Here is a 12,584-nt window from a genome sequence, read left to right on the forward strand (position 1 = left end):
TATACTATTTGCTGGCGTCCAACAAGATTTTCAGGACGATAGAGTTAACGCGATCCAGTTCCCGCTCACTCCAGGTTGGGTCGACCAGAAATGCCAGGCTCGTCTCAGCGAGCGCCTGCGCAACCGGAAGCGGGGCCGCGGGATGATGTTCGGGAGCGGCAAAAATCTTCTCTCGGTAGATTTCCGAACAGCTGCCGGAAAACAGCGTAACGCCCCGCTCTGACGCCGCAGCCAGAATACGATCGCGATCCCATCCCGGTTTGAGCCTGTCGGGCCGGACAAAGGCATAAAACCTGTACCAAGCATGCGTCACGTCGAACGGCGGCATCGGAATGCGCAACGCAGGCGACACGCTCAGGGCATCGGCCAATCGCTTCGCATTCGCGGCCCTTATCTCCCGCCATTCCGGAAGGCGCTTCAGCTGAATGCGGCCAATCGCGGCAGATATGCCGGTCATGCGTAAATTCGTGCCGGGTTGGTTGGCGTGCAGCCAGCGAAAACCGGGTTGCGGATTCGGCGCAAAGACAAGCGCACGATCCTTGCCGTGATCTTTATAGCTCCAGATCCGATCATAGAGCTTCTCATCATTCGTCACGATCATGCCGCCCTCACCCCCGGTCGACATGATCTTGTCCTGACAAAATGAATATGATCCCACATCCCCGAAACTACCGACCACCCGGTCCCCGAACTTTGCGCCGTGGGCTTGTGCGCAATCCTCCACAACCCATAGATCACGCTGCCGGGCAAATGCCATGATCCCGTCCATATCGCAGGGCCATCCCGCAAGATGCACCGGGATGATGCCCCTTGTCCTATCCGTTGTAACGGCTTCGATGGTCTCAGCTGTAATGTTCTGACTGTCGGGGTCGATATCGGCGAATACCGGGCGTCCGCCCGCCAGCAGGACGCAACTCGCGGAGGCCACAAAACTGCGCGGGCTGACGATGACCTCGTCACCCGGTTTAAGCTCAAGCGCCCGCAGTGCTGCATCGAGCGTCACAGAGCCGTTCGCCATCGCGATGCCGAATTCGGTGCCGCAGTAGGCTGCGAACTCGGATTCGAAGGCACGCACATCCGGACCTGTCCACGCATTAACCTTGCCGGAACGCAGCAGATCGCTGACCGCCGCGACCTGATCCTCGTCGAATACCGGCCAGATCTGCCGTCGTTCCATGATCACTCCACCATTCTGACGGCGACGAAGGCTTCTGCCGCATGACGATGCACCGTCGCGCCGCGCAGCGTGGCAAGCGCCGTCAGCGCATCAACGGAGCGTTCATGCGGCGCATCCTTTTGCTGGCTCGTAAACTTGGCAAATGCATCGAGCTTGCGTTGCAGCGTCTGCGATATGTCGACAAAAACCTGCGGCACAAAGGCGGGCGTCAGATAGGGTGCGTTCCAGTTCGTTTCAGACAGGGTTTCATAAGCAAAAATCCGTCGCGGATAATGATGCTGATGGGGTCGCGAGGCTACGAGCACTGAGAGGAAGCTGAGCTGGTGGTCCAGATGAATATCGCCGGGATGCGGGGCGAAAATCGTCCGGGGATTGATGCTTTGCACCACGCTGAAGATCGCCTCGTTCAGATCGGTATGAGCATAGCCGTCGAGTTCCGCCGCAGGGCAATCCAGATAGTGGGTGTCGGCCACGCCAAGCACCTCATGCGCCGCTGATGCCTCTGCGCGGACCTTGGCAACCTGCGCAGCCGGGAAACGGGGGGTTTTGCCGGTCGTCACAATGGCAACATGGACCCGAACGCCCGCATCCGCGAGCCGGGCAATGGTTCCGCCAACCCCCAGCACCTCATCGTCGGGATGTGGCGCGATTACCAATACCGGCTCTTCATGACAAAGATCATCTAGCATCATCCAGCTCCCAGCATCGCATGTCGGGTCAGCGAGGCATCGCCGCCCCATTCCAGAATATCCAGACAGCGCCCGTCGCCGCACATGACCGTGACATGGCTTTCGCCGACCTCCTGAACTTGTCCGGGAAGGCCAACGAAATATCCCTCTCGCCGGGACAGGCGCGCTGACAGAATGACGGCCGTCTCGCCCTTCGCATCAGTGGTCCACGCCCCCGGATAGGGCGGACCGACGGCCCTGACGAGGCGCTCGATCTCGCCTGCGGGACCGGACCAGTCGATACGCCCATCCTCCGGGCGGCGGCGCGCGCATATCGTGGCACGGGCTTCATCCTGCGGAGATGCGGGGCGCTGACCGTCCCTGAGCGCATCAAGCAAGCCCGGCAGCATCCGCGTCATCTCCGAAACCGACCGATCATAGAGTTCGCGCGCGGTTACGGTGTCCGGATCAATGTCAAAGACACGCTGCGCCGCAATCGGTCCGTCATCCATGCCTTCGGTAATCCAGAAAAGCGTCGCACCGCCCTGACGTTGGCTCGTCAATATCTGCCAGGGAATCACCGCCCGCCCCCGCATGCGCGGCAGCGGCGATGGATGGAAACCGAGAACACCCAGCCTGGGCAGGGATAGCAGGTCAGGTCCGACGAGTTGCGACCAGCCGATGATCATGACGAGGTCCGGCACCATATCCCGCAGCAAGGCGAGGAATTCGGGCGCGTCACTGCGCGCTATACGCTCAACTGCGATCCGGTTACGTTCCGCAATCGGGCCAAGATCGGCAAAATCCGAATGCGACGCGCTGCGCTCCAGCGGCAGTGTCGCAACGAGGTCAGGCGAATGCCCTGCCCGACACAGTGCCTCCAAAGCCATTGCCGATCCCTCGACCGCGCCGATTAATACGGTTTTCATGCCAAGCCCCCCACAAGTTCTGCGCTGGCGGGGCTTTCGGGTGACTGGCGCAGCCACGCCTTCGCGTCATCAAGCCGCCGGTCATTTCGGATCTCCCCCCGAAACGGGACCAACAGCGTTTCCGCCAGGATCCGCATATCAAGCGCAAAGCTGCGATGACCGACATACCAGAGATCAAGTGACAGCTTTTCCTTATCCGTCAGTCGCGTATTACCACTCACCTGCGCCCAACCGGTGAGGCCCGGTTTCACAGAATTGCGGACCTCACCCAACCGGCCAAAGGACGACAGCGTCTCGGGAAGAAGCGGTCGCGGCCCGACAAGAGACATATCCCCGCGACAGATCAGGAAAAGCTGGACCAGCTCATCAAGGCGCAATCTTCGGATCAGACGCGTAAGCTTCGTCTGGCGCTGGTCGTCCGGAAGCAGGTCTCCCGCCGAGTCCCGCGCATCGGTCATGGTCCGGAATTTAGACACCATTATTGTTCGACCATTAAGTCCTGCACGGCGCTGATGAAACAGAACCGGCCTACCAAGCTGCATTGAAATAACGATCGCAACCAAAAGCTGAATTGGTAACGAAATCGCGAGCAGGAAAATGGATAACAGTTTTTCCTGCGTCCTGTTCACGGTCAAATTCCTTTATCACTCATTATGGAAAACAATCTGCCTGCCCTGATAGTAGCAGCCAGCTTTCAGCTTTGTAGACTACCAATTTGGACAGAATTTAGGAATATATACCTAGCATTTTATAGTTTTTATTTGCTTTCGGTCACAAACGGACTAGCCTTATTATGTGTAGTAGTTTCGTAATAATTTGATTTCTGGTCATGGATCATCCGGTAATTGCAGATAATATTTCTCGGACAGCCGCAAGTGGTGCACATCAAATGCTGTTTGAGCATCTACGCGCTTCGGATTCGGTGCGGCGGTCATCTTTTTGGGGTTCTTCCGTAGCGAACGCCTCCTTTCTCCGCCCGATTCGGACAGTCCCGGAAGCCCGAAACGGGGACGAAGCCAAGCGTGGCGCAAAGCGTAAACAGGTCGAGCGCCAGGCAAGAATCTACCGGGAGCAACGCTGCTCATGCAGCTATTGGGGGGCAGTTTTGTGAACTCCCCGCAAACCCCGATCCGGCGCAAGGTCGCACGTCACCAGAACACACGGCTCGACCGCGAGGAATTCGTTCAGCTACTCCGTCGGAATATCTGGCTTATCCTGTTGACGGTCGCCGTTTCGGTCGGCGGAACATATTATTACCTGTCGCGTCAGGCACCCCTCTATAGCGCCCAATCGGCTATGGCGCTGACCAACTCCGAGGTTCGTATCAGTCAGGTCAGCACCCAGATGGAGGTCTATGACCTGACCCGCGCACGGGTCGAGACCGAGCTTGATCGCCTGAAATCGAGGAATTTTGCCGAAGATCTGGCAAAATCGCTGGACCTGTTCGACGATACGACCTTTCTTCCGGTTGCCGATGATGGCCCGGCATTGGGCAGCGTCGAAAGGGCGCGCGCCGTCATCGACATGGTGCAGGCGGCCTATTATGTCGAACGATCCGGCGAAAGTCTTGTCATCACCATTCTCGCCGAAGCGAATTCGCCCGAACTGGCGGCGCAGATCGCCAATGGCGTGGTCGAGACCTTTGTCAACGACTCAGTCAACCGGCAGATGGAGACGTTTGAAAGGTCGACCAGCTACCTGAAGCAACAGGTCGATGCGCTGGGCGAACAGCTGACGGTCGATCAGATGAAGCTGGCTGAATTCATTCGGGAAAACGTACTGGACGACGCCGAACTGCCCGAAAGCCTGCGCCGCGAACGCAGCCAAACCGCGTCAGTTCTGGAGGTGATGAACAGCCGCAATGAAGGAAACACAGCCGAGCGCCGCCGCCTTGAGGCCAATCTGGCGGATGTGGAGGCGCAACTTCTTGAACGCACACGCAGTGAGCTTCAGTTGAGCCGGATGGAACGCGGCATCGGACTGCTTGAAACACGATATCAAACACTGGTCGAGCGTCTGAATCAACTGGAGCCGCAGCGCAATCAGATCCAGCCCGATGCACGCCAGATTACCGTTGCCGAGGTGCCGTTTGAACCGTCATGGCCCAATATTCCAACCTCACTTGCCTTTGCGGTCCCCGCCGGGCTGATTCTGGGGTTTATCCTCGCCCTCCTGCGCAGCAGCATGAACCGGCAGATATGGAATGGCGCACAGGCAAGCTATGCCAGCCAGCTGCCAAATCTCGGCAATCTGCCGCGCATTCCCGGCCGCGGCTTCCTGTGGCGACGCCATCGCCCGATCGAGTATCTGCTGAACAATCCGCGATCCGAATATCGCGAAGCCATGCGGTCGCTCCTGACGATCTGGACCAGTCAGGGCAAAGACAACCGCGCGCCCCGCGTCGCCATGATCACCTCTGCCCTGCCGAATGAGGGGAAATCTACCGTCGCGACTTCAATGGCCGCAGTCGCTTCGCTTGAGGACCAGAAGGTCATTCTGCTGGACTTCGATACGCAACGCGCCGGTGCCAGCAAGATTATCGGCGATCATGTTCAGGCGCATTCCATATCATCCCTGCTGGATGGGTCTATCTCCGTCGAAGATGCTGTCACCGAAGTCGAAGATTTGGAGTCGCTCCACTTCATCCGGTTTAACCAGAAGGATCGGCTGACCCAGCAGTTTGTAGCTGAGATCAACCGGAAACTGTTGCCAAAGCTGATTTCCAGCTACGATCTGATCGTTCTGGACACCCCGCCTGTGCTTGGCGTGGCGGATGCGGCACGGCTCGGAGCGCTGGCCGATGAGGCGCTTATCGTCGTCCGGGCCGGGAAAACGCCGGAGAACGCACTGCGAAGCAGCATCGAGCGGCTGGAGGATAGCGGGGTCAAACTCGCCGGAACTGTCATAAATGACGTAAATCAGCGGCACTTCCGGCAAATGAATCTGGGCGGCAGCTATGGGTATTACTAGCGGCTCCGACCATAGTGTGTCTCCAGTCCCGTTGCCTGTGATTAAGCTTGATCCGACAGATGTGGTGGATGAAGTTTCGGGTCCGTATGCTGCTGCTCGCGGCGCCAACTGTTGCCACACGGCCTACCCATCGAAGGGCATGGGCGGCTTATCGGTCATGGGAGCTTCATGCACCAAACCTGCTGGTGATGCGTGAGCACTCGCAGCATTCGCATATGTCTTGACCTTATGGCCGCCCCCTTCAAGCCTGCGCGCAGGCTCTTTCTGGCTTCCGCTCTGATCTGTCTGCCGTGGGCAGCCATCGCTGAGCCATATCGTCTTTTCGCGCAGGACCGGCTTCTTATTCGCATCATGACCTGGGATTACAGCCAGAACAGCCTGACAGGCTGGCAGGATCTTTCAGGTGAGTACAGCATAAGCCCCGAAGGCGAGTTGCGGCTGCCGCTCGTTGGCATGATCAAGGCGGAAGGGCTGACCCAAGCCGAACTCGGAGAGGCGTTGTCGCAATTGCTCCATCGGCGTGCGGGGCTGGAACAACCGCCAGAGCTGTCGGTCGAGCTGGTGAGCAGCCTGCCGGTCTACATGCTCGGCGCGGTCGAGGCCCGCGGCGCGGTCGATTTCCGTCCCGGACTGACGGTCCGACAAGCATTCGCGCTGGCCGGCGGACTTCCGCGCGCCCAGACCGGAGCCGACCCCGCCCGAAGCATCGCGTTAAGCGGGGAGATTGCGAGTGCGAGAGATAGGCTGAAATGGCTGCGGGCTGAGAAAGAACGCCTTGAAGGAGAACTGGACGAACTTGAAGGCATCGCCGCCCCGTCCGCCGAACCGCGACCCGAGAGCGAATTCCAGACCCGCCTCCAATTCGCGGAGCAGCAAGCGCGCGACACACGGATCGAAAGCTATGATCTTCTGGAACAGCTGCTGGTGGAGCGAGAGGATCGGCTGACCAAGCAAATGGTCCTTCGCGACCAGCAGATCGCGGCCAGCAAAGAGCAGCTTGAGGGCATAACTTCGCTTAACGAAAAGGGCCTCGCAGTGAACGCCCGCGTGACTGCGCTGGCCGCAACGCTGAGCGATCAGGAAGCGAAGCGGCTGGAATTGGAAACCGCAATGATCTTGCTAGACGAACAGCTTAATCAGGCTGCCCGCGAGCGTGATACGATATCAACGGATGCCAGGGCGGAACGGCTTCGCAGGTTGGTGGATTTAGAGGCGGAAATCGCCGCAGGCGCGATCCAAGTCAGTTCGCTGGAGGCACAATACGCGGCCCTTACCGGGTTATTACCCCAAGGCCCGACATCTGCCGATCAGGAGGCTCCCGAGTTCCTGCTTTATCGTGATGGCAGTCAGCAACCTGCCCAGCCCGAAACACAGCTTCAGCCTGGCGACACGCTGGAAGTCAGACTGCCTTCGCCGGATGCAGGCGCTGACATGGGGAGCGACGCAAGATGAACCGTCTTCCCGAACGGCTTCCCAGCTTTATCATCGCTGGTGCCGCGAAATCTGCGACCACATGGTTACAGCGCTCACTGCAGAATTCAAGCGAAATTTTCATGCCGGACCACGAGCCGCATTTCTTTTCGCGCTTCTATGACAAGGGCATCGAACACTATCGCGCGGATTTTGCGAAGGCATCCAATAGTGCCATTCTGGGCGAAAAATCAAACAGCTACCTGACGGAGCCGGAGGCCGCCGCCCGGATACGCGCGCATATTCCCGACGTGAAACTGATATTCCAGCTACGCGACCCCGTCGCGCGCGCCTATTCCGACTACGCCATGCTGTACCGGCGTGGCGAGGTCGACGAGCATATCCACAAATATCTCGACCCGGACCGCGCGGCAGAGGGCCGTTTCATTCACGATGGGCGTTATGCAGAGCATCTTGAGCGTTTCTACGCATTGTTTGATCCTTCGCAGATTGCGGTCCTCAGATATGAAGACGTTGCCAATGACCCGGCTGGACAGCTTGACCGGCTTGCCACCCATCTTGACCTGAACTTCCAGCTCGCCCCGCCGGTTTCGAACCGCGTTAAGGATGCAAAAACGGCCATCGTGCCGCGCCCGATGCGCAAATTTCTGGCCCCGTTCCGCCCTGCTCTCGACCCGTTCCGTGATACCCGCGCGATGATCTTTCTTCGTGGTCTGGTCGCGCGTCCGGAGCGATACCCTGAATTTGACGCTTCACTGCGCAATGAGCTCGCTTCATTCTATCGACCGCAGATTGACAGGCTGGAAAAACTGACGGGCGGGGACTTCTCGATCTGGCGGTCTTCACAGGCGGATCATCACCCTCAGTGATTCGTTTCCTCCTGTCGGTTGTGAAATTTTATTTTGTACATTCCAGTCCATCAGCAATAAACCGCGAAAGCTGGATATCAAAAAAGCAATTTTGAGTTGTTTTTTCGTCACCCCACCTACCGCGAGAAGGAAAGTTCAACAACCCAATCCTATCTTTAAGGACAATCCATAACTCAAACTATTGCGATTTTAACGGCATGAATCGCAAATATCGCCACCTATTAAAAATAATGGGTTCCTCAGTCGAGCAGCATGTCATCATACTGATGGGGAAATATATATCGTCTAAAATTTCCACCGTGGAACGATGTTCCAGGGCTGGATGGGTGTACATCTATGGGTAGAACCATTTCAGAATTCCAACGTGTTTCGGCTGAAATTCCGGGCAGAATTAATTATTGCGCAACCGAACTTCGCAGAAACAAGAAACTTGTCTTCGCGGATATATTTTCGGTTGCAATCGCCGCATCGCTCGCGGTTTTTCTGGCCGCTTGGCCGCATTACAGTTTTGTCGAAACGGAAATATTGCCGAAATTCGTTCTGGCATCTCTATTCGTGTCAATGCCAATCATGCTCGCCGCCGGCTTCTACAGAAGACACCGGCATTTCGCGACCGTACCCGGATTATGGGATATCGTTCCCGGCACAGCGCTCGCGGTTGCGATAAGCGCGCTTGTCACCAAAGGTACCGGGTGGCTGCCCCAGATTCCGCTCAATACGTTCCCGATCATGTTCATGATACAGTTGTGCATGATCACGACGGCCCGGCTTGTCGCCAGGCAACGGGCGGTTCGGCGTCACGCGCCAAGGGCCGCCAAGCCATCGGACGACGCCATACCGGCAGTGCTGGTAGGTCTCGGCGCGACCAGCGACCTTTTCATGCGCGCGGTTCATCAGGGTTTGTCCCAGTATCGAATCCTCGGCATTATCGATGATGCGATGGACAGCACCGACCTGCTGTTTCACAGCGTTCCGATCCTCGGTTCCGTCCGCGAACCCGATGCCATCATCGAGCGTCTGATGGCTGGAAAAGAGCTGCCGCGCATTCTGCTGCTCACCGAAACCGTTACCCAGTTTGATCGCGAAGGGATCGAAGCGCTGATCGGCTGGGCGGAGGCGCAAGGGATCAAGGTGCGCTCCCTGCCGAACCTGACCGAAACGCAGGCCGGTGCGCCCGGACAGGCGACCAACGTGGTCAATATAGACCCCGAGGACGTTTTGACTCGCCCCCAAAAGACCGTGCAGTTGCGGTTGTTGCGCGACACATATCGCGACCAGCGCGTGCTGGTCACCGGCGCCGGAGGATCAATCGGCAGCGAGTTGGTCAGGCAGATCGCGTCGCTGAAGCCGAAAGAGCTGGTGCTCATCGACAACTGCGAATTCAACGCCTATCAGGTCGACCGGTTGCTCGCCCGTCATTTCCCTGACGTTCCCCGCACGCTGCATCTGTGCTGCATTCGCGATCGGGAACATGTCGAGAAAATTTTCGATATTCATCGCCCCGATATGGTGTTCAATGCCGCCGCGCTCAAGCATGTGCCGCTGGTCGAGAATAATCCCTGCGAAGGGGTTTTGACCAATGTGATCGGAACACGGAATGTCTGTGACGCAGCGCGATCTGTCAGCGTAAAAGCATTTGTACAGGTTTCGACTGATAAGGCCGTCAATACGACGAATATCATGGGGGCCACGAAGCGGGTCGCGGAATTCTATTGTCAGGCCCAGGATCTGATAACGCGCGATATCGGCTGCATGACACGGTTTTTCGCCGTCCGCTTCGGCAATGTTCTCGGCTCCTCCGGCTCGCTGATCCCACTGTTTCAGGAGCAGATTGCACGGGGCGGTCCCCTGACGGTCACGCACCCCGATATGGAACGCTATTTCATGACCATTCGCGAGGCCGTCGAGCTGACGCTTGTCGCCGCCGCACAGGGTTTGAAGGCAAATGAAGATAACGGCAGAATTTATGTGCTCGACATGGGTCAGCCCGTGCGTATCGTGGACCTGGCCGAGCGCATGATCCGGATGGCTGGCAAACAGCCGGGCAAGGATATCAAGATCGACTTTATCGGCATTCGCCCCGGCGAAAAGCTGTTTGAAGAGTTGTTCGACCACAGCGAGGTCATCACGCCGGCCGGTTTCGCAGGCGTCAGTTGCGCGATCCCGAACCCGGTGCCGATTTCACGCCTTCGGGCATCCTTGCTGCGGCTGGAGAAATCCGCGCGCGCCGGCGATGGCGAAGCCGTTCGGGCCGGCCTTGCCGATTTGGTTCCCGGCTTCGCCAGTGAACGGGGCGAAGGCGATAAGGTTGAATCCGGCAAGGTTTCCGCGCCGGCAAAGCCAAAGCAGAAGGGCGTTGTGACGATTACCAAGCCAAGCGGGCTGATCCACTACGCAAATCTGGAAAAGAGCCGCATTCTGGCATGACTTCTGGCGATAATACCACGAACGCTACCACGGTCTCGCCCTCGGCTGACGGACGCCAGACCGTATTGTTGATCGCTGGTTTGGCATGGTCCTTGGTCAATTTCCGGCTGGATCTAATGCGTCGAATGCTCGCAAACGGCCACAGGGTCCTCGCCGCAGCCCCGGACTTTGATCAGGAGATTGAAGCCGTATTGCGCGCAGAAGGTATCGAACCCATCACCGTTCCGATGAACAGGACCGGGCTAAACCCGTTGCAGGATCTGGCGACGCTCAACGCGCTGCGCTGTGTCATCAGGCAAACGCGGCCCGATATCATCCTGCCCTACACAATGAAGCCAATCATCTACGGCAGCCTTGCGGCAGGGCTCAGCGGGAACACGCCATGCTATCCGTTGTTCACCGGCCTCGGCTATGCGTTTTCTGACCCCGATCCAAGAGGCAAGCGCCGCTTGGTCCGCCGCATTGCCATCGAGTTGCATCGCCGCGCCTTGCAGAAGGTAAAGCTCGGGTTTTGCTACAACACCGCTGACCTGCAGGATTTGCGTCGTTTCGACATGATCCCCGATGAGACAAAGATGGTGATGGTGCCCGGCTCCGGGATAGATACGGCCCGTTTCTTGCCACAACCGTTTCCAGACGGTCCGCCGGTATTTCTCTTCGTCGCAAGAATGCTGAAATCGAAAGGACTGGAGGACCTGTTGGAGGCCGCCGCGATCCTGCGCGCCGAAGGACATGAATTCCGGCTCGAACTTCTGGGTCCGACCGACAGCAACCCCGACGCCGTCGACGCCGAAACCCTCAAGTTGTGGCATGATGTCGGTGAGGTTAGCTATCACGGATCAACCCGTGACGTTCGTCCATATCTGGCAGCGTGTCATGTTTTTGTCCTGCCGACCCGGCTGCGCGAGGGCATTCCGCGCACCATCCTCGAAGCCATGTCATCAGGCCGCGCCGTCATTACCACAGATGCGCCCGGCTGTGGTGAGACTGTGGGCGATGGCGAGAGCGGCATCGTTGTACCAGTTCAGGAACCCGAAAAACTGGCCGAAGCAATGCGACGCTTCATTGTCGAGCCTGAGTTGGCCCAGACCCTTGGCCAAAAAGCCCGGAAACGGGTTTGCGAACGAAACGACGTTCATATCGTCAACCGGCTTCTGCTGACCGAGATGGGTCTTGAACCGAAAAGCGGCCAATCCGTCCTTGATCGCCATGTCGACGGGACAGTGACCTCACTTGCCGCACCGAAGCCCGAATTGGCCTGGTCCCAACTGGCCAGCCCCGGGGAGGGATAGCGACCTTGAAAACCATCCTATTTGCTGGCTGCTCTGATTCCACGCCTGTCGAAGCCGGAAGCAACCATAAGCCAAAATCCATGATCGAGGTCGGGGGGCGCCCGATCCTGACGCGTGTCATGGATATTTTCGCACATTTCGGCCATACGGACTTCATCGTATCGACGGGTGGTGAATCCGTGCTGATGAAGCAGTTTTTCACCAATTTTCACCTCATGGCGAATGATGTGGTCGTGTCTATCGACACTGGCGAGGTTGAACTGCGCCCGGCAATTGGTGCGGGGTGGAAGGTTGGCGTCATCGACACGGGCACCGCAACCGCAAGTAGCGGTAACTTGCGGCGTGTTCGGGACTGGATCGGTGACGAAAGCTTTATGGTCGCCTACAGCGATAGCCTCGGCAATATCGACATAGATGCGCTTCTGGAATTCCATACAAATCACGGAAAGCTGGCGACGGTTACCGCCGTTCGCCCGATCGCGCGCAGCGGCGGTCTCGAACTTTTCGACAATCGGGTGACCGCATTTACAGAAACTGTCCGGCGTGACGAGACATGGATAAACGGCGGCTTCTTCGTCTTCGAACCTGCCGTCTTCGACTATCTTGTCGACGATCAGGTCCCGCTTGAGCGCGCGCCTCTCGCCCAGTTGGCGATGGATGGGGAGCTGATGGCGTATCGCCACTACGATTTCTGGCACCCTATGGACACGATGCGCGACCAGAGGCTGCTCAGCAAATACTGTGCGGAAGAGCCGCCGCCGTGGCTGCGGTTCGGGCGGCGGTCCGATGCCTCGGACATACGGGCGGCGGAATAGAAAAGG

Annotated in this window: 10 protein-coding genes; 6 read left to right on the top strand and 4 right to left on the bottom strand. The window is 58.0% G+C overall.

What is annotated here, in order from left to right; genetic code table 11:
• Window positions 1-4: 4 nt before the first annotated feature.
• The 4 genes from PAF12_RS12455 to PAF12_RS12470 are packed head-to-tail and all read right to left on the bottom strand — an operon-like array spanning window position 5 to window position 3,403.
• On the bottom strand, window positions 5-1,177 hold the full coding sequence (locus tag PAF12_RS12455) for a DegT/DnrJ/EryC1/StrS aminotransferase family protein (protein WP_271107272.1): 1,173 nt from the start codon (window positions 1,175-1,177) through the stop codon (window positions 5-7).
• A gap of 2 nt (window positions 1,178-1,179) precedes the next feature.
• Window positions 1,180-1,866: a PIG-L deacetylase family protein gene (locus tag PAF12_RS12460; RefSeq protein WP_271107273.1), complete on the bottom strand. Its 687-nt coding sequence runs from the start codon at window positions 1,864-1,866 to the stop codon at window positions 1,180-1,182.
• Window positions 1,866-2,774: a methionyl-tRNA formyltransferase gene (locus tag PAF12_RS12465; RefSeq protein ID WP_271107275.1), complete on the bottom strand. Its 909-nt coding sequence runs from the start codon at window positions 2,772-2,774 to the stop codon at window positions 1,866-1,868. The genes PAF12_RS12460 and PAF12_RS12465 overlap by 1 nt, the downstream gene beginning before the upstream one ends.
• Complete coding sequence (locus tag PAF12_RS12470) at window positions 2,771-3,403, bottom strand: sugar transferase (RefSeq protein WP_271107277.1); 633 nt, start codon at window positions 3,401-3,403, stop codon at window positions 2,771-2,773. Before PAF12_RS12470 ends, PAF12_RS12465 begins: the two co-directional genes overlap by 4 nt.
• A gap of 478 nt (window positions 3,404-3,881) precedes the next feature.
• Between PAF12_RS12470 and PAF12_RS12475 the strand changes: the two genes are divergently transcribed.
• The 6 genes from PAF12_RS12475 (at window position 3,882) to PAF12_RS12500 (ending at window position 12,578) form a co-directional block, all read left to right on the top strand.
• Window positions 3,882-5,744, top strand: a complete 1,863-nt coding sequence (locus PAF12_RS12475; RefSeq protein WP_271107278.1) for an AAA family ATPase — start codon at window positions 3,882-3,884, stop codon at window positions 5,742-5,744.
• Window positions 5,745-5,972: 228 nt separating this feature from the next.
• Complete coding sequence (locus PAF12_RS12480; protein WP_271107279.1) at window positions 5,973-7,196, top strand: polysaccharide biosynthesis/export family protein; 1,224 nt, start codon at window positions 5,973-5,975, stop codon at window positions 7,194-7,196.
• The gene (locus tag PAF12_RS12485) at window positions 7,193-8,044 is read left to right on the top strand and encodes a sulfotransferase (RefSeq protein ID WP_271107281.1); all 852 of its coding nucleotides are present in this window, start codon (window positions 7,193-7,195) and stop codon (window positions 8,042-8,044) included. Before PAF12_RS12480 ends, PAF12_RS12485 begins: the two co-directional genes overlap by 4 nt.
• Window positions 8,045-8,380: 336 nt before the next feature.
• Window positions 8,381-10,471: a nucleoside-diphosphate sugar epimerase/dehydratase gene (locus PAF12_RS12490; protein WP_271107282.1), complete on the top strand. Its 2,091-nt coding sequence runs from the start codon at window positions 8,381-8,383 to the stop codon at window positions 10,469-10,471.
• Between the two features lie 116 nt (window positions 10,472-10,587).
• The gene (locus PAF12_RS12495; RefSeq protein ID WP_271107283.1) at window positions 10,588-11,763 is read left to right on the top strand and encodes a glycosyltransferase family 4 protein; all 1,176 of its coding nucleotides are present in this window, start codon (window positions 10,588-10,590) and stop codon (window positions 11,761-11,763) included.
• A gap of 5 nt (window positions 11,764-11,768) precedes the next feature.
• The gene (locus PAF12_RS12500; protein WP_271107284.1) at window positions 11,769-12,578 is read left to right on the top strand and encodes a sugar phosphate nucleotidyltransferase; all 810 of its coding nucleotides are present in this window, start codon (window positions 11,769-11,771) and stop codon (window positions 12,576-12,578) included.
• The last annotated feature ends 6 nt before the right edge of the window (window positions 12,579-12,584 follow it).

The organism is Paracoccus sp. SCSIO 75233 (genome assembly GCF_027912675.1).
Taxonomy (GTDB): domain Bacteria; phylum Pseudomonadota; class Alphaproteobacteria; order Rhodobacterales; family Rhodobacteraceae; genus Paracoccus.

Excerpts from the sequence above, each read along its gene's own strand:
- PAF12_RS12455 (WP_271107272.1), bottom strand. The coding sequence starts at position 1,177 with ATGGAACGACGGCAGATCTGGCCGGTATTCGACGAGGATCAGGTCGCG.
- PAF12_RS12460 (WP_271107273.1), bottom strand. The coding sequence starts at position 1,866 with ATGCTAGATGATCTTTGTCATGAAGAGCCGGTATTGGTAATCGCGCCA.
- PAF12_RS12465 (WP_271107275.1), bottom strand. The coding sequence starts at position 2,774 with ATGAAAACCGTATTAATCGGCGCGGTCGAGGGATCGGCAATGGCTTTG.
- PAF12_RS12480 (WP_271107279.1), top strand. The coding sequence starts at position 5,973 with ATGGCCGCCCCCTTCAAGCCTGCGCGCAGGCTCTTTCTGGCTTCCGCT.
- PAF12_RS12485 (WP_271107281.1), top strand. The coding sequence starts at position 7,193 with ATGAACCGTCTTCCCGAACGGCTTCCCAGCTTTATCATCGCTGGTGCC.
- PAF12_RS12490 (WP_271107282.1), top strand. The coding sequence starts at position 8,381 with ATGGGTAGAACCATTTCAGAATTCCAACGTGTTTCGGCTGAAATTCCG.
- PAF12_RS12495 (WP_271107283.1), top strand. The coding sequence starts at position 10,588 with ATGCGTCGAATGCTCGCAAACGGCCACAGGGTCCTCGCCGCAGCCCCG.